The 22,669-nt window shown below is 53.5% G+C and carries 15 protein-coding genes; 3 read left to right on the top strand and 12 right to left on the bottom strand.

Annotated elements, in window-relative coordinates:
* Positions 1-292 precede the first annotated feature (292 nt).
* The 3 genes from feoB to ABD920_RS04025 all read right to left on the bottom strand — a co-directional run bounded on the left by feoB (position 293) and on the right by ABD920_RS04025 (position 5,787).
* Positions 293-2,449, bottom strand: a complete 2,157-nt coding sequence (gene feoB / locus ABD920_RS04035; RefSeq protein WP_345156969.1) for a ferrous iron transport protein B — start codon at positions 2,447-2,449, stop codon at positions 293-295.
* Between the two features lie 9 nt (positions 2,450-2,458).
* Positions 2,459-2,710: a FeoA family protein gene (locus tag ABD920_RS04030; RefSeq protein WP_345156966.1), complete on the bottom strand. Its 252-nt coding sequence runs from the start codon at positions 2,708-2,710 to the stop codon at positions 2,459-2,461.
* Positions 2,711-3,330: 620 nt separating this feature from the next.
* Positions 3,331-5,787 (bottom strand): bifunctional UDP-N-acetylmuramoyl-tripeptide:D-alanyl-D-alanine ligase/alanine racemase, encoded by a 2,457-nt coding sequence (locus ABD920_RS04025; RefSeq protein ID WP_345156965.1) that lies wholly within the window; start codon positions 5,785-5,787, stop codon positions 3,331-3,333.
* A 210-nt stretch (positions 5,788-5,997) separates the two neighbouring features.
* Here ABD920_RS04025 and ABD920_RS04020 point away from each other — a divergent pair, with 210 nt between their 5' ends.
* Complete coding sequence (locus ABD920_RS04020) at positions 5,998-6,948, top strand: EamA family transporter (protein WP_345156964.1); 951 nt, start codon at positions 5,998-6,000, stop codon at positions 6,946-6,948.
* 99 nt (positions 6,949-7,047) lie between these two features.
* Here ABD920_RS04020 and ABD920_RS04015 read toward each other — a convergent pair whose 3' ends face one another.
* The 4 genes from ABD920_RS04015 to ABD920_RS04000 form a co-directional block, all read right to left on the bottom strand.
* Complete coding sequence (locus ABD920_RS04015) at positions 7,048-7,344, bottom strand: hypothetical protein (protein ID WP_345156963.1); 297 nt, start codon at positions 7,342-7,344, stop codon at positions 7,048-7,050.
* A gap of 257 nt (positions 7,345-7,601) precedes the next feature.
* Entirely contained in the window at positions 7,602-10,196 is a 2,595-nt protein-coding gene (locus ABD920_RS04010) for a DUF5686 and carboxypeptidase regulatory-like domain-containing protein (protein WP_345156961.1), read from the bottom strand.
* 289 nt (positions 10,197-10,485) lie between these two features.
* Entirely contained in the window at positions 10,486-11,472 is a 987-nt protein-coding gene (locus ABD920_RS04005) for an AbiH family protein (protein ID WP_345156960.1), read from the bottom strand.
* 187 nt (positions 11,473-11,659) lie between these two features.
* Positions 11,660-12,538 (bottom strand): DMT family transporter, encoded by an 879-nt coding sequence (locus tag ABD920_RS04000; protein WP_345156958.1) that lies wholly within the window; start codon positions 12,536-12,538, stop codon positions 11,660-11,662.
* Positions 12,539-12,791: 253 nt separating this feature from the next.
* Here ABD920_RS04000 and ABD920_RS03995 point away from each other — a divergent pair, with 253 nt between their 5' ends.
* On the top strand, positions 12,792-13,277 hold the full coding sequence (locus ABD920_RS03995; protein WP_345156957.1) for a regulatory protein RecX: 486 nt from the start codon (positions 12,792-12,794) through the stop codon (positions 13,275-13,277).
* 304 nt (positions 13,278-13,581) lie between these two features.
* On the opposite strand, the gene ABD920_RS03990 is transcribed toward ABD920_RS03995, so the two are convergent.
* Positions 13,582-14,217, bottom strand: a complete 636-nt coding sequence (locus ABD920_RS03990; protein ID WP_345156955.1) for a DUF4230 domain-containing protein — start codon at positions 14,215-14,217, stop codon at positions 13,582-13,584.
* 65 nt (positions 14,218-14,282) lie between these two features.
* Here ABD920_RS03990 and ABD920_RS03985 point away from each other — a divergent pair, with 65 nt between their 5' ends.
* Positions 14,283-15,461 carry a hypothetical protein gene (locus tag ABD920_RS03985; protein ID WP_345156954.1) on the top strand — a complete coding sequence of 393 codons (1,179 nt, stop codon included), beginning with the start codon at positions 14,283-14,285 and terminating at the stop codon, positions 15,459-15,461.
* Here the strand turns inward: ABD920_RS03985 and ABD920_RS03980 are convergent, their stop codons facing one another.
* The 4 genes from ABD920_RS03980 to carB form a co-directional block, all read right to left on the bottom strand.
* Positions 15,462-16,349 (bottom strand): 1-aminocyclopropane-1-carboxylate deaminase/D-cysteine desulfhydrase, encoded by an 888-nt coding sequence (locus ABD920_RS03980; RefSeq protein WP_345156952.1) that lies wholly within the window; start codon positions 16,347-16,349, stop codon positions 15,462-15,464.
* A 101-nt stretch (positions 16,350-16,450) separates the two neighbouring features.
* A complete protein-coding gene (locus ABD920_RS03975) occupies positions 16,451-18,898 on the bottom strand; it encodes a YfhO family protein (RefSeq protein ID WP_345156951.1) in 2,448 nt (815 codons plus the stop codon).
* A gap of 42 nt (positions 18,899-18,940) precedes the next feature.
* On the bottom strand, positions 18,941-19,228 hold the full coding sequence (locus tag ABD920_RS03970; RefSeq protein WP_345156950.1) for a DUF4834 family protein: 288 nt from the start codon (positions 19,226-19,228) through the stop codon (positions 18,941-18,943).
* Between the two features lie 592 nt (positions 19,229-19,820).
* On the bottom strand, positions 19,821-22,634 hold the full coding sequence (carB, locus tag ABD920_RS03965; protein WP_345156949.1) for a carbamoyl-phosphate synthase large subunit: 2,814 nt from the start codon (positions 22,632-22,634) through the stop codon (positions 19,821-19,823).
* Between the last annotated feature and the right edge of the window lie 35 nt (positions 22,635-22,669).

The following is a 22,669-nucleotide window of genomic DNA, read 5'->3' as shown; positions in this document are numbered from 1 at the left end:
TAGAGAAATAAGATGAAATATATTAATTCTTTACCAGATTTGCCTGGGTTTATTCTATCCATGAGGTGAAGCGGAAAGCAAAATAGACAGGTTAGATTTAAAGAGTTTCGATTAATTCCGATTCTATCCGGCGCATATCTGCAATGAAGCATTGGTACATATATAGTATATACGGTCATTAAAAATAAACATAAACAAAAGCAAGACAGCAGTTTATATGATTTCCTTACACAAGAAAGCCCCTGCTGTGATGCGCAGCAGGGGCTTTCTTGTTGGGATCAAGATTGTCGGGTCAGCTAAGGACTTGGTAGGTGATAAAGGCCATCACGTACGCAAGGCCGCTCATATACAGTAGCTGCGCCAGTGGCCATGTCCAGCTTTTGGTTTCGCGGCGCACGATGGCCAGCGTGCTCACACACTGCATTGCGAATAAATAGAAAATCATCAGGGAGAAACCTCGGGCCGGCGTGAAGAACGGATCTCCGTTCGCATCCTTCTCCGCCATCAGCTTGTCTTTGATCGTGCTCACGTTCTCCTCCTCCCCAATGCTATATATAGTAGAGATGGTCCCGACAAACACCTCGCGGGCCGCGAAAGAAGTCAGCAGCGCAATCCCGATTTTCCAGTCGTAGCCCAGCGGCCGGATAACGGGCTCTATCGTGCGCCCGACAACACCGGCATAAGACGACTCCAGTTGATGCGAGGCAATCAGGTTCTCTGTCTGCACTTCGGTCAGGTTTTGGGCCTGCGCCTCCTCAAGCGCCCGCTCACGCGCCTGCTCGAAGTTATCGCCGGGGCCGTAGGAGGCCATCACCCACAGGATAATGGAAACGGCTACAATCACTTTCCCCGCCTCAAACACAAACGCTTTGGATTTCTCCACAATCGTGAGCCCCACATTCTTCCAGCGCGGCATCTTATATACCGGGAACTCCATGATGAAGTAACTGCGCTCGCGGGCCTTCAGGATAGTTTTAAGCAGCAGGGCTGAGAAAATGGCCGCCAGGAACCCGATCACATATAAGCTCATCAGCACCAGGCCCTGCAGGTTGAGGAAACCAAGGTAGTACTTCTCCGGCACCACCAGCGCGATTAGCACGGTATATACCGGGATGCGGGCCGAGCAGCTCATCAGCGGTGTCACGAAGATCGTGATCATGCGGTCTTTCCAGTTCTCTATCGTGCGGGCCGACATCACAGCGGGCACGGCACAGGCCACACCGGAAATAAGCGGCACCACGCTTTTGCCGTTCAGACCGAACTTGCGCATGATCTTGTCCATCATAAACGTGACCCGGGCCATATACCCCGTTTCCTCCAGGATGGCGATAAAGGCAAAGAGAATGGCGATCTGCGGCACGAAGATGAGCACGCCGCCCAAACCGGCGATCACGCCTTCGGTCAGCAGGTTCACCAGCGGCCCCTCGAAGTTCTCCTGGATCAGGCTGTTCAGGCTGGCAATACCCTGGTCGATGAGGTCCATGGGGTAGCTGGCCCAGGCAAAGATGGCCTGGAAGATAAGGAACAGGATGGTGAAGAAAATCAGGTAGCCAAAGATCTTGTGCGTCAGGATCTGGTCGAGGCGGTTGCTGAACTTCTCGTCCTTGTCGGCCTTCTCCACACGCACCACATCGAGCAGCATCTCGTTGATGCGGGTGTAACGAGCAACGGTTTCGTTGGCCTGCAACGTGATGGAGTGGAAGTCGGACTGCTGCAGCTGCTCGTCGAACCACGCCACATCCTCCTCCTTCAGAAACTTCAGGCTCTTGTAGTGGTGCGCGTACTGCAGCGCCAGGTACTCGTTGTTCAGCCCGAACCGTGCCTTTACCTGCTGCAGCATCGGCTTCAGCTCCGCCGGCACCTCGTAGAAAGTCGCCTTCGTCGGCTCCAGCTGCTGCGTCATCACAATCTTGAGCGCCGCAATGCCGACGCCTTTGCGGGCGTTCATCGGGATAACCGGCACGCCAAGCTCCCTGTGCAGGGCGGGTATATCTATCTTCACGCCCTCCTGCTCGGCCACGTCCACCATGTTCAGGGCCAGCACCGACGGAATCCGCAGGTCCACGAGCTGCGAAAACAGCAGCAGGTTGCGCTTCAGGTTAGACGCATCGGCGGTAACGATCACAAGGTCGGGGTAGTGTTTGGAGGCCGGGTCATAGAGCAGGTCGATGATTACGCGCTCGTCCAGGGATTTGGGGTAGAGGCTGTACGTTCCTGGCAGGTCGATGATCTGCGCCTTCAGCTTTGGCGTGAGCTGGCTGTAGCCTGTCTTTTTATCTACCGTAACACCCGGGAAATTGCCCACCTTCTGGTTGAGGCCCGTCAGCTGGTTAAACAGCGATGTTTTCCCTGAGTTAGGATTGCCGATGAGGGCAATTTTAGGCACAAATGGCTGTACAGAAGGCCTCTCGACCTGCGGCACCTCAGGTTGGGTAGTTACGACAGTCATGGAATTGGTTTACTGCTTGAGCAATATAGTCTCGGCTTCGTCTAAGCGCAGGGAGAGGGTATAGTCATTCACGATGATCGTGATGGGGTCACCCAAAGGCGCACGGCTGTTCAATTTCACCTGCGTGCCCGGTATACATCCCATCTCAAGCAGCTTCAGCCCCATTTCCGGGTCTTTGAGGCAACAGATTATGCCCTGCTCCCCTATTTTCAGGTCGCGCACACTTTTTTGCCCCAGCTGCTCTTCTGCTTTTTTTCGCACCTCTAACTGTTTTTATTTAGACTGTTTATAAACAACTGCAAGTTACGAGGTGTTCGACTTTAAAGCAAAAGAATTAGGCGAATGTGCTGCAAGGATGCAAAAGATGTGGGAGTGAAAGGGTTATCTCTCATATAGACAGGGCAATTCCGATATATGATGCGGCCTTCAGAGTAAAGCGCTATAAGATAAAACCAAAAAATCGCCTATAAAAAATTTATTCATATAGCTAATCTCTTCATTTATATCATTCCCAAATTTCATTGCACATGAAGCCCCGCAGCAGGTTCGGAATACCTGGTCCAACCACCCCTGCCCCTCAGAGCTTTGCTCAGTAGCTCTAAATTCTCGTTTAGGCTACTCCAAGGAGGGGAGCCTGTTCTTGCTTCCGCCACACTCAGAGACTATAGCAGGCAATACAGTTGTGAAAACAAACATACCATATATAGCCAGACGCTTGCAATAAGCGGGAAAGGAGAAGGAGTAAGGAAAACTCCCCTCCTTAGACAAGGAGGGGCAGGGGTGGTTGGATATGCCTGCAAAATCCTGTCCGCATTGCAAACACCCTCCTACCGCATTCAAAGGGGTGCAACAGGAGAGCATTAGTGCACCAATTTAATACATCACTCCGAGTAAAAAACCCGCTTCACCCGGGCGCTTACATTCGTGAGCAGCTCGTACGGGATCGTGCCGATGCTTTTGGCCAACTCCACCAGCGTGAGCTGCGGCCCGAACACGATCGCCTCGTCGCCCGCTTTCACCTGCAGCCCTGTCACGTCCACCATGCACATATCCATGCACACGTTGCCGATAAGCGGGCAGCGCTGCCCGTGGAGGAGCACATGCCCGATGCCGTTGCTGAAGCGGCGGTCGTAGCCGTCGGCGTAGCCAATGGCGATGGTGGCAATGGTTTTGTCTGCCTCGGCCACGCCTTTGCGGCTGTAACCCACCGTTTCGCCCCGGCTTATATGCTTTACCTGCGACACCGTGGTTTTGAGCATGCTCACCGGCCGCAGCGCCTCCTGTTCACTGCCGGTTGCCTCCACGCCATATATGCCGATGCCCAGGCGCACCATGTCCAACTGGTGCTCCGGGAAGCGCACAATGCCTGCCGAGTTGAGGATATGCTTGATGACTTTATATCCCAGCTGCTCCTCTACCTCGGCGGCCATTGCCCGGAACTTGCTGATCTGCTGCTGCGAAAAGTCGTTGTGCACCGCCTCATCGGCACCGGCCAGGTGGCTGAAGGCACTCACCACCTGCACCTGCGGGTGCTGCCGCAGCAGGGCAAAAAGGGCTTCAAAGTCATCCGCTGTAAAACCAAGCCGGTGCATCCCGGTGTCCAGTTTCAGGTGTATTTTATATAGAGCCGTTCCCGACAACGATGCCATATAGGCCTGCAATTGCTCCAGGGCATATAGCTCCGGCTCCAGGCTGTACTGCCGCAGCTTCGCGAAACTGTCCGGCGAGGGGTTCATCACCATAATGGGCAGCGTAATGCCGTGCTCGCGCAGCGTCACGCCCTCGTCCACATAGGCCACGGCCAGGTAATCGACGCGGTGGAACTGCAACAGGTTAGCCACCTCGAAGCTGCCGCTGCCGTAGGCAAAGGCTTTTACCATCACCATCAGTTTGGTGTCCGGGGCGAGTTTGGAGCGGTAGTAGTTGAGGTTGTGCACCAGCGCATCCAGGTTTACCTCCAGCACCGTACCATGTACTTTCTGCTGGAAAGCCTGCACAATCTTCTCAAAGCCGAACACGCGCGCACCCTTCACCAGGATCAGCTCATCCCGAAACCTTGCCGGGTTAAACTGGGCCAGAAAATCTGCGGTGGATCTATAAAACTCCGCCGGAACCCGGAACAGGCTGCTGTAACGACTGATCTTTTCGCCGATGGCTAGCAACCGCTCCACGCCCCGGGCCTCCACCAACTCCGCCACCTGCTTATAGAGCTTCTCCTCGGGCAAGCCTGACTCCAGCAGATCGGAAAGGATAATGGTGTGCCTGCCCCGCTGCGGCTGGTTCACCAGCAGATCGAGGGCAATGGCCAGACCGGCAAGATCGTTGTTGTAGGTGTCGTCGATGAGGTAGCAGCCGTTGATGGCCTCCTTCATCTCGAGGCGCATGGCCACGGGGTGCAGGCGGTCCAGGCGGTCCTGGATCTCGGAGAGCGGCAGGTGGCGGTACAGCAGCACCGACAGGCAATGGAGTGCGTTCTCCACCGAGGCCTCGTCGGTAAACGGAATGGCCAGCCGCTGCTTTTCATGCTTATATAGATACTCGATAATGGTTTTGTGGCCAACGGAGGTGCTGGCTGTAATGGTGACATCAGCGGGTTGCGTGCGCGACCAGGTGAAGGCCTGGATGCCCTGCGCCTGCACCGCCTCGTGCACCAAGGCATGGTCGGCGCAGTAAAACAGCAGCTCCACATCTTTAAAAAGCTTCAGCTTCTCGGCCGCCTTCTGCTGATGGGATGTAAACCCTTCGTCGTGGGCGCTGCCGATGTTGGTGAAGATGCCCAAGGTTGGCTGGATGATGCGCTGCAACTTTTCCATTTCGCCGGGCTGCGAGATGCCGGCCTCAAAAATGGCGTAAGTGTGGTTCTGATCCAGCTGCCACACGCTCAGCGGCACGCCCAGCTGCGAATTGTAGCTGCGCGGGCTTTTCACCACCATCTCGTCCGGGCTCAGCAGCTGCGCCAGCCACTCCTTCACGATGGTTTTACCGTTGCTGCCCGTTATCCCGATCACTGGGACGGAAAACTGCGCCCGGTGCCACGCGGCCAGCTTTTGCAGCGCCTCCAGCCCGTTCTCCACCAGCAGGATATTCGCCTCCGGGTATAAATGCTTCAGCTCTCCCGGCTCTCCCTGCTCCACCACCAGTTGCCTCACCCCTTGCGCATATAACTGCTCCAGGTATTTGTGGCCGTCGTTGTACCTGCCCCGGATGGCGAAGAACAGGGTGCCCGCCGGTTGCGAAAGCTTGCGGCTGTCGGTGAGCAGGTGAATGACAGGCAGCGGCTGTGCCGACTGCACCACCTGGCCTTGGACGATAGAAGCGATTTGCTGAAATGTGAGCATATATACTTTAAAGAGAACTTGGCTAAAGATAACCGGAGGAGTTAGAAAGTTAAAGAGTTACAAAGTTAGAGAGTTAGAAAGTTGAAATTTAAACACCCTCAAGCTGATCATTCAGAATTACAATTCAGCCATTCAACAATTTAACCATTCAACAACCATCAACTAACACGTAACAAATCCTTACCTTTGCGCTCTTTTTATATATACGCGATGGAAGCAACAAACAAAAATCCCTATTACGCGTCGGCCATCGCGGCCTTCGTTATATGGGGGTTTATACCATTTCCGCTGAAGGCGCTGGCAGCTTACCCCAGCGGCCAGATCCTGTACTTCCGGGTGATGCTGTCGGTGGTGTTGCTGCTGGCGATATCGCTTTTGTTCCGGCGCGGGCAGTTGCAGGAAACGCTGGCGCAGGTTAAAAACGCTTCAGCCCGTGATAAGCGTGCGTTTGTGCTGTATACCTTCTGCGGAGGCGCGCTGCTTACCGTCAACTGGCTGGCATTTATCTATGTCATCAACCACATCAACATCCAGACGGGCTCTTTCTCTTACCTGCTCTGCCCCATCCTCACGGCGGTGCTGGGTTTCCTGCTGCTGAAAGAGGAATTGCGCGCAAACCAGTGGCTGGCCATCGGGCTGAGTGCCCTGAGCTGTGCGCTGGTGGGAAGCGGCGAGATTACGAGCCTGCTGTTCAGTCTGCTGATCGCGCTGAGCTATGCTTTTTACCTCATTACGCAGCGCCTCCTGCGGGCCTACGACAAGATCGTGCTGCTCACGCTGCAACTGCTGCTTTCGTTTGCGCTGCTGGCACCGTTTTACGCTTACTTTAAGGGCGACAGCACCGTGGCGCTGGACACAAACTTTTTCCGGAACATCGCCATCCTAAGCGTGGGTTTTACGATAGTGCCGCTTTTCCTGAACCTCTACGCGCTGAAAGAGCTGAAATCCGGCACCATCGGCATCCTGATGTACATCAACCCGATCATCAACTTCGCGATGGCGTTCCTGTACTTTGGCGAGAAAACCACACCTGTGAAGCTGCTGGCTTACCTTCTGATTTTTATCTCGGTGGTTATATATAACCTGAACATCAAAGGGCGCAAAAAACGGGGGAACGGGCTGGTAATCCCCACCGTGGGCACCACGGCAGTCGGTAAATAAGAAGAAGCCCCGCCAGCAGTTAACTGGCGGGGCTTCTTCTTATTTTGCTTCCTAAATCACGCAGCCTCCGGACAGAAGATGCTGTGATTTATTACAGGTTTAGTTTTCCTGCTCCTTCTGCTTATCCAGCTCTTGCATTTCGCGGGCAGCTGAATCTACGTTAGAAGGCATATCACCAAACTGGTCGGCCTGCTCACCTGTCACGGCGGTATCGCCGATGGCTGCCGGGCGCGGCTCGTTCAGGTGCTCGGCATCGGTCATGTCTACAATGGCCTCTGAGGTGCTGGTATCGTCAGTCGGGTTCGTTGCGGGGCGCTCGCCGTTACAGCCAAAGCCCACGACAGCCGCAAACGCCACGGCTGCCCCTGTTTTATATATTTTTGATGTGATTTTCATGTTTGTTTCCAATTAGTCCTAAAGCTATTTTTAACGGCTTATGGGCTAATAGGTTATACAAGTGAGTTCTGAGTCGCGAGTTCTGAGTGCTGAATGCCGGATCAAACCACCCCTGCCCCTCCTGTTCGCGAGACCTACATAGAGTCCAAGGAGGAGAATAATTTTGAGACTGCACCGCCTTCGTGCTGTGGCTACTATGTAAACAATCAACAACTAACGATCAACAATTTAACCATATAGCCATTTAACAATTAACATTAAAACCCGACCCCGATGGTAAAGCCGGTCCTGGCTTTGTTGCCTTCCTGAAACGAGGTCACAAAATCAACCCGGATCACCTTGAAGATATGCTCAATGCCCAAGCCCAGTTCCAGGTAGTGGCGCGACTGCTGCGTGTTCAGGTAATTCAGGCTCACAACCTCCTGCCACTTGAGCCTGCGGAACAGCGGTACTTTGTTGAACAGGAAGCCGTTGAAATGGTGCTCGTAGTGCGCCTCCAGGTAGCGGTTGTTGGTGCTGTAGCGGTAGTAATCCAGCAACTGGAAGCCCTCATATATACCCGCAAACAAGGTGCGGTTGCCGTTGAAGTGCTTGTAATCCATGAGGTACATCGCCTTCTTGTTCCAGAAAACGCCGCCCATCACGCTGTACTTGCTGCTGCCCAACAAGCCCATGCTCACATCGTCGCTGATGTGCAACGCGGCTGTGCTGAAGTGCACATCGCTGCCCAGCGCTTTTAGGCCGGTGCGGTAGCCCAGCGTTAAGGTAGGGTACTTTGAGCCGAGGTTGATCTTGTTGTCCGGGCGGGATATATACTCCTGCCCCGGCCGGTAGCTTAGACTAAGGCTGAGCGTGAGCGCCTCGTGCGGCGAGAAGGCAGCATCTGCCAACTCAGCATTTTCCGGCACATTGGACGTAAAACGGCTTTCTACATCCTCCTGGTCCTTTCTCAAACTGAAGTCGGCGGTGTTTTGCAGCGGCATGCGGTGCGCGTAGTCCAGCCACCCGTTCAGGAAAACGCCATTAAGCGGCTCGCCCCGGTAGCTGACGCGGGCAAAATCGCGCTGGTACAGTTTCATATAGTTGCGCTCCGCCACCAGGGTATAGAGCGTGTTCACAAATGGGGAGATAGGGTTCACAGTGCTGATCTGCTCCACGTAGCGGCCGCCTTCCACGGAGACCGTGCTGTTGTCGATGGGGTCGTAGTTATAGGTCAGGCGGAGTTTGGCGTTGAGCTTTTCATTCGAGAAGCCGTAGCGCACAGCCGGGGCAATCTCGTAGCGGCGGCGGTCTTCGAAGCGTTTGGTGAACTCCATCCGCACATCAGCCACCACGCCCTCCACGGTGTTATACTGCAAAATACTTGGCTCCCCGGTAACACCCAGTATGGGGTTGATGCTGAAGAATTTGCGCTGAAAGGAGTTGGAGTAGGTGTACCCGCCCACCAGGAAGCTGCCGAAAGACGGTTTGTTGCGCACCCGGTCCAGCGAGTCCTGGTAGGGCTGCGACTTTTTGATCACTTCCAGGCTGTCCTTTTTATGATAATCCACCACCTCTTCCTCCGTCAGCGGCACCGGCCTGATGGCGGCCCAATAGGCCGAGTCGCGCTCGTTGGCATCTTCCTCCACCACCATGATCTCCTTGCTGAACAGCTTGTCTTCTAAAATTGGCTGCTGCGCTTCCGGCGCTACCTCCTGGGGTTCTATCACCCTTACCTTCGTTTTTTTGGCAGGCGCAGCGGCCGCTACGGCTGTTTCCTCCTCAGGCTCCGGCTCCACTTCCTGCAGCTGCGGTGGCCTGGCGTAGGCTGGCTGCACCTTGTAGTTGGAGTACACGCCCATGGCATAGCCTCCGCCCTTAAAGCCCAGTCCTGCCGCCTCAAAACTGAAACGCTGCGACACCGGCATCCAGACGTGCTCGGCCACCGGCGCATATACCTGCCGCACCCGTATCCAGTCGACAAACTCGATGCCCGCGCTTTTTGTCAGCCGCAGGTCGGTGCTGTGGATGCGCCAGCTGCCGTCTACGATATAAATGTTGCCCGAGAAAACCGGGTCGTTTTTGCGGCGCGGGATTACTTTGATCTTGTTGATGGTGCGTCCATCCTCCTGGAAAGTGCCCAGGTACTCGAAACGGTAATAAAAGAGTGCGTTGCTGGCCAGCGGCGACACAAACCCGCGCTCGCTCAGGCCCTCCACCTTCAGCAGGTTGTCGTAAAAGCTGATGCTCATCTCCGAGGCCTGGTTAAAGCTGAAGCCTTTCTTCTGGCCGCTCACCTTGCTCGAGATCATGCGCTCGTTTATCTTGTTCGGCTTCTTAAAACGCAGCTCCGACACCGACTCCGACAGGTACACAATGCCCGTGTCCACGTCCACTATCTTCATGCCCAGTATTTTGGACGGCACTTTGTCCATGCGGCCCACGCCTTTCATATAGACGCGGGCGCTCCAGGCGTTCACCTCGTTCTGGTGGTACTTGCGCAGCCGGATGGCGTTGCGCATGATGCCGTAGGCGGGGTCTTCGTCGGCGGCACGCACGGTTACCTCCTTTAGCTCCAGCACCTCGGGCTGCAGCTGCACGTTCAGCTCCTGCGTGCCCTCCGTTACCGTCACCGTCTCGAAGCGGGCGCGGTAGCCGACATATTTGAACTCTAAGGTGTAAGTGCCGGAGCGGAGCTGGAGCTGGTAATCTCCCTGGTCGTTGGAGGCGGTGCCGCTGGCGGTTTCCTTTATATAGATGCTGGCAAAGGGTAGGCCTTGTCCGTTCTCGTCGGTGATGCGCCCGCGCAGCATGCCTGCCATCGAAAGCACGGGCAGGAGCAACAGCAGCAAAAGCAGGTAAAAGTGGCGCATGTGCGAAAGGGTGTGAAGCGGCGGGAGGCGGATCAATAATTTTCTGTGTCGTACTGTTTCCATCTATCTCTCAAAATACGAGATATAGTTTAATAACGCAGAGATCGGCCCGAAATGTTTGGGGTGGAGAAATTTATATTGATCCACGTTTGGTACAAGAACAGTTGTGATTTACCGTACAAGTTATTATCAAGGAAATAGGGTGTAATAATATTGTACCCATCAAAGATTACACGTTATAACTATTACAATTTCTGTAGCTCCATGGCAACAAGAACTTTTATAGTATTCAATTTTTTTTCATGATTCCATGAAACATCTTTGTGTTAAGTCCTATGAAAATTTTTTTTTCAACAGTTTCCATCTCTTCTTCACTCAATTTTGTTTTGCTTAAGAAAAAATCTCTGAAGGTTCTTTCAGCTCGTGCTTGCATATGGCGTATTCTTGGTGGTATTTCAGCTCCTTTCGAAAAAATAATTAAATGGCAATCAGATTTAAGCCTTTCGCCAATGAGTTCCCACCATTTATTGTCAGTTTCTCCAATTGAAGAACCAAAAATGCAAATCATATTTGCAGAATTGATTGCATTGGTAAATTGTCCGTCAATATTATTTCTATTCGCTCGATTGCATTCACTCTTAACAATTGACTCTAACACATCTATATTACCGTGAAAGGATTCATTTTTTATTTGATTCTTATCGTTTACCCCTATAACCATGTCATTGTCTAAAAAGCCGTGTATATGCTTAATCTCTCGCAATATGATTGAAGATTGGTTTGTGTGATTTGCGAGTATTACATTTTTCTGTTTACCACCGAATATTCTTTCAATTACCGACGTGTAATTAAAAGTGTAAATATTCAAATTCCACTGATGATTTTCCCACCTCTTTTTGAGATTAAACAAGACTTCCTTGTCCGCTGGTAAAAATACACTTTCAGGGAAACTTAGATAATTGAAAAAGGCTTTCTGGTCAAATTCATAATTTTCAAGTTTTAGTTCTTCAAGATGAAGATATTTAGAAAGTTCATCCCCTATATCGAGCAAAATATCATCTAACTCTTCTATTTTTTCTAAGTGTTGTGTATAAGACCCGAGAGCCAACTCTAAATCTGACCAACTTTCATATGATTTTGATATATTTTCTTTCAATCTCTGAACATTAGCATTATCGGATTCTACAGTTTTATAATAATTATAAAAATCGCTATAACTTGTTTTTAATCCTAAACTTAGGTCAAATCCATTCCCAATAATGTAAAGTATCTGCATAAATTTTCTTTCCTTTTGAAGATGAAATTTAACTTTATCAAGTTGCTAACTTTAGATATAAAAAGGCATACGGCTTATTGACGTTTTTGACAAATAACCGCAACCTGACTTGCGCATATACTATATACCAAAAGCAATGTAATCAAAAGCTAAACTACTTTCCCTCTTGCCTATATAGCTGCCCGAGCTATTTTACCGCGACGCCTTCCTGCGCCACTGCCTCCCGCTTCGCCAGACGGTTTTTGTAGCGCATGTTCAGCACCACGCCCAGCAGCACCAGCGCCATGCCTATATAAGACCACAGGTTGAACAGCTCCCCGAACAGGAAGTAGCCCAGGATCAGGGCATATATGATGCCTATATAATTGAGGTTGGCGACTTTGGAAATCTCCTCCGTCTGGTACGACATCGTCATATAGTACTGCCCCAGCTGCGTGAGCACGCCCACCAGCAACAGCAGCGCCCAGTCCCAACCCTCCGGCTGCACCCAGTTGAACAAGCTGTATATACCCACCACCGGCAGCGTCACCAGCGGGAAGTAGAAGATAATGACCAGCGGGTGCTCCTTGGTGTTGAGCTTCCGGACGATGGTATAGGCAATGCCGGAGAAAACGGAACTCAGCACGCCCAGCCACAGGTAAAACGCATCCACGTCCGTCTCCACGCCCTCGATCACCAGCACCCCGGCAAACGACAGCCCGAAAAACACCCACTGCCAGGGCCGCACCCGCTCCTTCACGATAAAAATGCCCAGTATCGCCGTGAAGATGGGCGACATATACTGCACCGTGGCCGCCGTGGCCAGCGGAATGTTCTGGAGCGTGTTAAAGAACAGGAGCAGTGCCGTGGCCCCGGCGACTCCCCGCGCCACCAGCCATATATGATTGTTGCCCCACACACTCACGTTCGCGCGTCGCAGGTATATATAACTGATGAACAGCGAGATGATGGACCGGAACATGATCACCTCCGCCGCCGGTATATGCGACACCAGCTTCACGCTGACGTTCATCAGCGAAAAGAACAGCGTGGACAGCAGCATGTACTTTACTCCCTTGGAAAGCATGGGCTTTTACGATATGCAAGGCTGCAAAGGTCAGGATTTTTGGTTGTGGATTGTTGATTGCTGGTTGTTTATTGTTGATTGTTAGTTGCTGATTGTTAAATTGTTTAATGGTTAAATGGTTGATTGATGATGAGCTATATATAAACGGCACCACTCGTTTAACTTTTTAACTTTCTAACTCCCAAACTTTCTAACTCCGAAACTCTGCTTCAGCCCGTATTGTTTATATTTGAAGCATCAACCCATCCCCCACTTGGACCGACAAAAGAAGCAGAAGCACTACACGCCCAAAGAGGCGTTGATTAAAGCGGCAGCCTACTGTGCCTACCAGGAGCGGACGCAGCAGGAGGTGCGCTCGAAGTTATATACCTATGGCCTGGAGCCGGACGATGTGGAAGAACTGATCGTGCGCCTGGGCCAGGAGAAACTGCTGGACGAGGAACGGTATGCTCAAAGCTACGTGCGCGGCAAGTACGGCCTCAAGAAATGGGGCCGCCGCAAGATCAGCCAGGGCCTCAAAAGCAAAGGCATCTCCGACTACTGCATCAAACAGGGCATGAAGGAAATTGACCCGGAGATATATGAGCAGAACCTGCTGAACCTGCTGGAGAAAAAGGACGCCACCGAAAAGGAGAAGAACCCATTCCTCCGCCGCCAGAAGCTCACATATTTCCTGGTGAGCAAAGGCTACGAAAACGACCTGGTGCAGGATGCGCTGAAAGGGTTGGAGGAAAACTGAAGAAGTATAGAGATGCCGTAAATGCCGCAAGTTTAGCGCCAGCGTAACTTGTGGCTGCACTTGATGCAAGTTTGCAACTTGCATTCTGCGGAGCAGGAAAAGTGTAACTGAGGTTGCTTTGAATATCCTTTTGTCCAGAAGCTGGTTCAAACCACCCCTGCCCCTCAGAGCTTTGCTCGGTAGCTCTAAACTCTCGTTTAGGCTACTCCAAGGAGGGGAGTCTGTTTTCTTTCCATGGTTACAGCTATATATGGCTACTGTACAACCTTAGAATAGAAAACAATCAGCAAACAACAACTAACAATTAACGTCTCGGAGGGAGTTTCGGGTTCTGGATTCGGCGTTGCGGCACCAGCACCACGCGGCGGCCGGTGATTTCTTCCAGCATGGGTTTCAGTATCTTCTCGGCGTTTACCGTGGTCTGTCGCAGGATGCCGGAGTTCAGGGCAGCCTTTTTCACGTTCTGCTCGGCGTATTTATAGCCCTCCTCCACCAGCTCCGCATCCTGAAAGTAGGTGTTCTCCTTGCTGAAGACTTTTGATTTGCTATGGTCCACTTTATAGTAGCAGATCTCGGGGGCAGGCAAGGCCACCTGCACCAGCGTATCGCCCTGGAACTGGATATCCGCCTGCGTGATTTTGGCGAAGTCCACGCAGCCCACCGCCTCGCCCGACACGATCAGCACCAGCTTGGAATTGGGGATAAAACGGGAGACAGTTTTCTCGTACTCCACCACATCCTTAAAGTTGTAACGCACCAGTTCCATCCGGCCCAGGTCCTCTACCGAAGTCAGCACGGTATTAAAGTTCACGACTACCTCCGGTTCTTTCTTCTCCTCGGGTTTGTCAAAATAGCTTTTGAAGCTGCTCCATAGAAAGTATCCGGCCAATAGGATGAGAATCCAGGGCAAGAATTTGAACAGGAGGCGGAGCAGGGGCATGAGGCAGAATAAGTTTTTAGATGCGTGTGTAATTATATTACATTTATGCTGTTTCAACACAAACCATGCCCAATAAGTTACAGGCTATATTGCCTTGCCCCCAGCTAAGCGCCACCACCGAGACCAGAGCACAAGTAACATTGGCTCTCCTCTGGACACTCCTGCACACAGTGCTTTTCTTGAAGTACGGCGTCCGCACCACTGACGACTCCCGGGAGTATTTAGCCTATGCGCATTCCATCGCAGATGACTTCTACTTCGCCAACAACTATTACATAAAGTACCTGGGCTACCCGCTGTTTCTCGCGCTGCTGTTCAAGCTGGGGGTAGGCCTGAAAAGTGTAATTATAGTGCAAACGCTGCTTTCGGGTGTCGCCACCGTTTTCTTTTACCGCACAACGAAGCTGTTAGCTGGCAATGCGCTCGCTCCCGTCCTTTCTACATTTGTGCTGATCATTTGGTACGACCTGCAGTTGTTTCACGCCTTCCTCATGACGGAGTCGCTTTATGTAAGCTTGCTGATGTACGGGTTTTACCTCGTGGTGAAGTCGAATTCGGTGAGGCAATCCCTATGGGCGCTTCCGGTGTTGCTGTATGTGGCGCTGGTCCGGCCAAACGGCTTCATTGCGGTAGTAGCCTATATGGCTTATATCGTTACTGTTGCCTATTTAACTGCTCCGACAGTAAGAGCCAAACGAACGCTGCTCTTGTCCATAACAATCATTCCTACGCTCACCATTTTAGTCGTAGACCAGTACCTGTTACAATCTTTTACTGTTGTGGAAACTTACGAAAAAGGCGAAGTTATATACCTGTACAAAGGCCTGCTCGTGCATTCAGCTCAACCGATAATCATGCCTCCCGCTGATGCATCCCCACTTACAAAGCTCTACCTGTTTGTGCGAGACAACTCCTCCTATTTTTTCAGGATGTCTGGCCTCCGCTTCCTGCTGTTCTGGGGAAATGTGAAGCCGTTCTTTTCTGTGTTTCATAACACGATGATCGCGCTGCTTCTCTGGCCAATGTACATCTTTGGGGCTATCGCTTTATCAAAGTATCCTATATCCCTGCCTGTCCGGGTATTTGGCGCATTGCTGGTGCTGCAGCAGGCATTCATCACCACCATCACCAGTGAAAACGAGACTGGACGTTTCCTGATGAGCGTAGTATTTGTGGTGTTTGCCTTTGGAGCCACAGGAATCAGCTGGCAAATAGATAAGTGGAAGAAACAGGGGGAAGGATAGTTACACTTCCACCCCCAGCCGCTCCCTAAACCCGGCGTTGCCCTGCAGGCCACCCGTATGAACAGCAACGATCCGGCTGCCTTTGGGGAAGTAGCCCTGCCGGATCAGGTCGAAGAGGCCGTAGAGCATTTTGCCGGTGTAGATAGGCTCCAGCGGGATGTGGTGCTGCTTCTGGAAGGCCTGCATAAACGCCAGCAACTCCGGCTTTACCTTGGCATAGCCGCCGAAGTGGTAGCCGGTGAGGAGGCGCCAGTTGCTGAACTCCCGGCCGCTGTATTCATATACCAATTGCTTTATCTCCTCCTGCAGAAAGTCACCGCCCTTCAGGGCCGGAAAGACCAGCACCTGCCTCTCCCCGGCCAGCCCGGCGATGATACCAGCCGCCGTGCCGCCCGTGCCGGAGGCGCAGCATATATAATCGTAGCCGATGGCGATGTCTTCTACTATTTCCGTGCACCCTTTCACAGCCAGGCTGTTTGTGCCACCTTCCGGCAGTATATAAGGCTGCGCATACCGCTCCGACAGTTCCTGCAGAAAAAACGGATCCTCTTTTAGGCGGTACTGTTCGCGGGAGATATACTGCAGCTGCATGCCGGAGGCGGTGGAGAAGCGCAGGGTCGGGTTCAGAGGCAGGTGCTCCTCCCCCCGGATGATGCCGATGGTAGTGAAGCCATGTGCCTTTCCTGCCGCCGCCGTGGCGGCTATATGGTTGGAATAAGCCCCTCCGAAGGTCAGCAGGGTGTGGTGCCGCAGCCGCTTCGCCTCCTGCAGGTTGTATTTCAGCTTGCGCCACTTGTTGCCCGATATCTCCGGGTGCAGCAAGTCCTCCCGCTTTATATATAACGCGATCTCCTGCTCCTGCAGCAGCGGGTCCTGTAGTGCTTGCAACGGTGTTTCCATCTATCAAAAAGAAGCCCCAGCAAATTGCCGAGGCTTATATTCTCTACCTTATCAGGAGTTTAACTCTTAACTTTGAACTCTTAACTTATTTACACTTTCTCCACGATCGGCACCTCCGTCGGCTTTTTCTTTACCGCATAGGCAATGGCACCCACCACCACAAGCAGCAGCAGGACAGACGACACCAGGGAAATGGTGTTGCCTAGGGTATAGGCCTCCGGCGCAAACTTAAACTCAATGGTGTGCTTGCCCGCCGGCACCTGCATGGCCCGCAGGATATAATCCGCCCGGAAATGGTCGACCGGCTGCCCGTCGAGGTAGGCCTGCCAGCCGTCGGCGTAATAGATTTCGGAGAACACCACCAGCCCCTCTTTCTCCGCCTGGTACTCATACTTCAGGTAGTTCGGCTGGTATTCGGTGAGCTTGATGGTGGCGTTGTCGACAGGGAAGTTGCGCCTCCCTACCTCCGGAAACTTGGTTACATCTACCACCGCTGTCGCGCCGGCGTCAAACATGGTCAGGGCCTCCAGTTCCTCGTCCGGCGACTTCACCGGCTTTACTTCCTCCACAAACCAGGCATTGCCCAGGGCACCCGGCACGCGCTGCACCGACTGCTTCGGATCGCCGGTAATGGCATAGCGGGTGTTCAGCATGCGGTATACCTCCAGGTTGTTCTGGGAGATATGGCGGTCGATCACGTCCTGGTAGCGGCGCAGTTTGGCGCCGTGGTAGCCGCCGACGGATTTATGGAAGTAAGAGGTGCGGGCGTCGTTAAACGGGTTCGGCAGGTTGATGACGCGGTAGCTCAGGTCTTTGTCCTGCAGAATTACCTGGTCGGCGGGTGTCGGCTGGAAGTAGTTCGTCACCACATTCTGCTGAAAATCGCTGTTGTTCAGGTAGCGCTTGTCCACCGCCCACAGATCCACGAGCAGCAGCACGCCAACCGCGGCAATAGCGGAGGTGGCCGACAGCTTGTTTTTGAGATAGAAATACAGCACACCCGCCGCCAGCACGATAAACACCAGGGAGCGGAAGGCATCAGAGCGCATCAGCCCCTCGCGGTCGGCCCGGATGGCATCGATTGGGAACTGCGCCTGTATCAGCTGCTGGTCTGCGGCCGACACGAAGCTGGCGCTTCCGGCAAACAGCCACACCAGCAAACAGATCCCGCCTGTTATGCCTACCGAAATCAGCAGCTTCTTTTCCAAATCCTTGATCGCCTCCCGCTCGCGCAGCAGCTTCCAGAGGGCCAGCAGCGCCAGGAACGGCATCGTGATCTGCGCTATCACCAGCGCCGACGACACAGCTCGGAACTTGTTGTAGCCCGGGAAGTAATCGAACATGAAGAAGTTAAAGGCTTCTAAGTTTTTGCCCCAGGCCAGCATGATAGACAGAATGGTCCCCGCCACCAGCCAGCTCACCCAGCGCCTGTCAACAATAAAGAGGCCCAGCACAAACAGGAAGCAGACAATGGCTCCCACATATACCGGCCCGCTCGTCATGGGCTGCGGCCCCCAGTACATGGGCAAGCCCTGCTTTACGATCTGGTCGGCCTGCGCCGCCGGCACGCCCATGCTGGTGAAGGCCTTGTACGTCTCGGAGTCTTTGTCTAAGGTCGCGCTGGAGCTGCCGCCGTAGAAATCCGGGATCAGCAGCGTCATGGTTTCGCCGATGCCGTAGCTCCAGTTAAAGGCATATTCGCGGTCCAGGCCGCTGCCAATGTTCTCGCCGCTGTTCGGCTGCGTCAGCTCCGACTTGCCCCGGATGCTGTGCGCGCTGTACTCGGCGGTGGTATATAAGCGTCCGAAGTTCACGCCCACAGCCAAGATGGCAGCCACGCCCAGTACCAGCCCGCGCTTCAGCAACTCTACAATGGTGCCGTGCTTTACAGCATATATAACCTCCACCACGCCAAAGATGATCACCAGCAGCAGCATATAATACGTCATCTGCAGGTGGTTGAAGTGCAGGTTCAGCGTGAGGCCCACGGCAAACAGCGCGGCCCCGATCCAAAGGTTGCGGCGCAGCGCGTAGATCAGGCCGGCCAGCACCATAGGTATATAGGCGATAGTCAAGGACTTGGTGTTGTGACCCGCCTCCAGGATGATGATGTTGTAGGAGGTGAAGGCAAACGCCACCGCGCCCACCATGGCCAGCCACGCGCTCATGCCCATGGCCACCAGCAGGATGTATGCGCAAATCAGGGTGATGAATATGTTACCGGCCAGGGCTGGCAGGTTAAACGTCAGGATGGAGTGGATATAACCGGACCAGTCGCCGGGGAAGTGCGTGTTGATGAGGTAGGCCGGCATGCCCCCGAACATGGAGTTCGTCCAGAGGGCCTCTTTGCCGGTGGCCTCGCGGTAATCCTGTATCTCTTTGGCCCCACCCTTAAACTGCAGGATGTCGTGCTGGGCCAATCCTTTGTCTTCGAAAAGTACCGGTGAGAAGTACGCCGCCGTCAGGAGCAGAAAAACCAGCACGGCGATCAGATGCGGGAGCGCATCCCGCTTAAAATCAAAGGAAGTAGTTGTCATATCTTTCAAAAACCTCGAAACAGAGGTTGAAAGGTAACAGTTTTATTTTACTTCTTCATAATCCACGTACTCGCCGCCGTTGAAATCCTTCCGCCCCGGCTGCTCCGGAATATAGTCGATCTTCACGCCGCCCTGGGCCCTGCCGTTCTGCTGGCTGCCGTTGCTGTGGGGCTGTTGCTGCTGGCGCTGCTGGTTAGCGTTTGGGTAGAAGAACGTGCCGTTGCGCATTTTCTTCTTGATAAACATCCCGATCAGCCACCGGAACAGCACCGGTGCCACCATGCGGATAAAGAAGAGGATGAGGAGTGTGGTAAATATGAATTTGATCATGACAAAGCTTTCTTAGGTAAGGTGTATACTGCAAAAACAGTACCTATCTGTACTTACAACTCTTTTGCCAAAAGTTTGTTATATGCCGTTTTGGCGGTGCCGGGCAAAGATAAGAAGTATAGTTTTGAAATGCAGGATCCAATCACTTAGTTCCGGGGATATAGGAACTGCCGAAATATAGAACAGCTTTTAGAGGTGCGATTCATATCGCCATTCAATGTATTCTGCGTCTGGCTGCTTTGATACTGGGTCCAACCACCCCTGCCCCTCCTGGGGGTGAAGGGGCCCCCTTTGGAGTCTAAGGAGGGGAGTTTTTCCTACTCGTTCTTCTCCCTTCCATACTGCACGTGCCTTGCTATTGATATATCCTGACTATGTAATGTATGGTTATATATAAAATGTTTGTGTTGCAGCTATATCTCATACTATAGTCTTTAAAGCCTGAGGATGCAGCAGCAGACTCCCCTCCTTGGACAAGGAGGGGTAGGGGTGGTTGGACCCGGCACAGCAGACGCAAGCCTCTGTTCTGTACCCATATAAAAAAAAGCCCTCCCCTGTATAAGGGAAGGGCTTGATAGAAGAAATGCAGAACCTACTTACTCAGGTACAGATTCCTTTCCGAATATACCTTGGTAAAGTAATCGTCCTCCAGGTCGTCGATAAAGTAAATGGCCTCGCCGGTGGACTTCATCTCGGGCCCGAGCTCCTTGTTCACTTCCGGGAACTTGTTGTAGGAGAACACTGGCACCTTGATGGCATAGCCGTGCTTGTATGGGTTGAAGGTAAAGTCCTTCACCTTGTTCTCGCCGAGCATGATTTTGGTGGCGTAGTTTATATATGGCTCCCTGTATGCCTTGGCGATGAACGGGAACGTGCGCGACGCACGCGGGTTGGCCTCGATGATATACACCGTCTCGTTCTTGATGGCGAACTGGATGTTGATCACACCCACTGTCCGGAGCGCCACCGCGATCTTTTTGGTATAATCCTCGATCTGGTTCAACACGTGCTCGCTCAGGTCAAACGGCGGCAGCACCGCGTAAGAGTCGCCGGAGTGGATGCCGGCCGGCTCGATGTGCTCCATGATACCGCAGATGTACACGTCCTCGCCGTCGCAGATGGCGTCGGCCTCGGCCTCAATGGCGTTGTCGAGGAAGTGGTCCAGCAGCACCTTGTTGCCCGGGTGGTCTTTCAGCAGGTCGATGACGTGGGCCTCCAGGTCCTTGTTGTTGATCACGATCTTCATGTTCTGGCCACCGAGCACGTAGCTCGGGCGCACCAGCAGCGGGAATTTAAGCTCTTTGCTCAGTTCCAGCGCCTCCTCCGCCGTCTCGATCACGGCAAACGGCGGGTACGGGATGTTCAGGTCGCGCAGCAGCGAGGAGAAAGAGCCGCGGTCCTCGGCCAGGTCCAGCGCCTGGTAACTGGTGCCGAAGATCTTGATGCCGAAGCGTTCCAGCTTCTCGGCCAGCTTCAGGGCCGTCTGGCCGCCCAGCTGAACAATCACGCCCTCCGGCTTCTCGTGCAGGATGATGTCATATATATGCTCCCAGAAAACCGGCTCGAAATAAAGCTTGTCCGATATATCGAAGTCCGTCGACACTGTCTCCGGGTTACAGTTGATCATGATGGTTTCGTAGCCGCACTCCCGCGCCGCCAGCACCCCGTGCACGCAGCTGTAGTCGAACTCAATGCCCTGACCGATGCGGTTCGGGCCGGAGCCCAGCACCACGACTTTTTTCTTATCTGTTACAATGCTCTCGTTCTCGCCGTCGAAGGTGCTGTAGTAATATGGCGTGCTGGCCTCAAACTCAGCGGCGCAGGTATCCACCATTTTATATACCCGCGTGATGCCCAACTCGGTGCGCACGCTGTGCACTTCGCTCTCCTTGCAGCGCAGCAGGTGCGCAATCTGGCGGTCGGCGTAGCCTTTCACCTTGGCCTCGCGCAGCAGCTCGGTCGGTATCGTGGTCAGGCTGTATTTCTCTATCTCCTTCTCCAGCACGTCCAGCTCCTCGATCTGGGCCAGGAACCATGGGTCGATTTTGGTCAGGTTCTGGATGGTGCTGGTCGGGATGCCGATGCGCATGGCGTCCTTGATGCTGAAAAGGCGGTTCCAGCTGGCGTTCTTCAGGCTGTAAATCAGCTCCGCGTAGTCAGTCTTCTCCTTGCCGTCGGCCCCGATGCCGTTGCGCTTGATCTCCAGGCTCTGGCAGGCCTTCTGCAGCGCCTCCTGAAAGGTGCGGCCGATGCCCATCACCTCTCCCACAGACTTCATCTGCAGGCCCAGCTTGCGGTCTGCCCCCGGGAACTTGTCGAAGTTCCAGCGCGGGATCTTCACGATCACGTAGTCCAGCGCCGGCTCGAAGTAGGCGGAGGTGGTTTTGGTGATGGCGTTCTTCAGCTCGTCCAGGTTATAGCCAATGGCCAGCTTGGCCGCGACTTTCGCAATAGGGTAACCGGTGGCTTTAGAAGCAAGCGCGGAGGAGCGCGACACGCGCGGGTTAATTTCGATGGCGATAATCATATCGTCTTCCGGGTTCACGGAGAACTGCACGTTACAGCCGCCGGCAAACTGCCCGATGCCGTTCATCATCCGGATGGCAAGGTCGCGCATTTGCTGGTACACGGTGTCGGGCAGCGTCATGGCCGGGGCCACGGTAATGGAGTCGCCGGTGTGGATGCCCATCGGGTCGAAGTTCTCGATGGAGCAGATGATGATCACGTTGCCGATGTTGTCACGCAACAGCTCCAGTTCATACTCCTTCCAGCCCAAGATGCTTTGCTCCACCAGCACTTCGTGCGTCGGCGAGGCGTGCAGGCCGCGGGTAAGGGCGGCGTCGAACTCCTCCGGCGTGTGCACAAAGCCGCCGCCGTAGCCGCCCAGGGTAAACGAGGGGCGAATCACGAGCGGGAATCCGATGTCCTGCGCAATCTCCTTGCCTTCCAGGAACGAGGTAGCGGTCTCGCCCCGGCAAACGTTCACGCCCAGCTCCAGCATCTTCAACCGGAACTGCTCGCGGTCTTCTGTCGTCTCGATCGCTTTGATGTCTACCCCGATGATGCGCACCCCGTATTTTTTCCAGATGCCTGCTTTCTCACAGTCGATGGCCAGGTTCAGGGCCGTTTGCCCGCCCATGGTGGGCAGCACCGCATCAATCTTGTGCTTCTCTAAAATCTCGATGATGTACTTCTTCTCCAGCGGCTTCAGGTACACGTTGTCCGCCGTCACCGGGTCGGTCATGATGGTGGCGGGGTTCGAGTTGATGAGCGTTACCTCGATCCCCTCTTCGCGCAGCGAGCGGGCGGCCTGGGAGCCGGCGTAATCGAATTCACATGCCTGGCCGATAATGATGGGACCAGAGCCAATAATGAGAACGGATTTAATACTGGTGTCTTTAGGCATTTGAGTTGGTATGTATAAATTGCTCAAAGTTAAGG

It is taken from the genome of Pontibacter saemangeumensis (assembly GCF_039541895.1).
In the GTDB taxonomy this organism is placed as follows: domain Bacteria; phylum Bacteroidota; class Bacteroidia; order Cytophagales; family Hymenobacteraceae; genus Pontibacter; species Pontibacter saemangeumensis.
The sequence above is the reverse complement of the archived record's forward strand: the minus strand, read 5'-3'. Positions and strand labels throughout refer to the sequence as shown.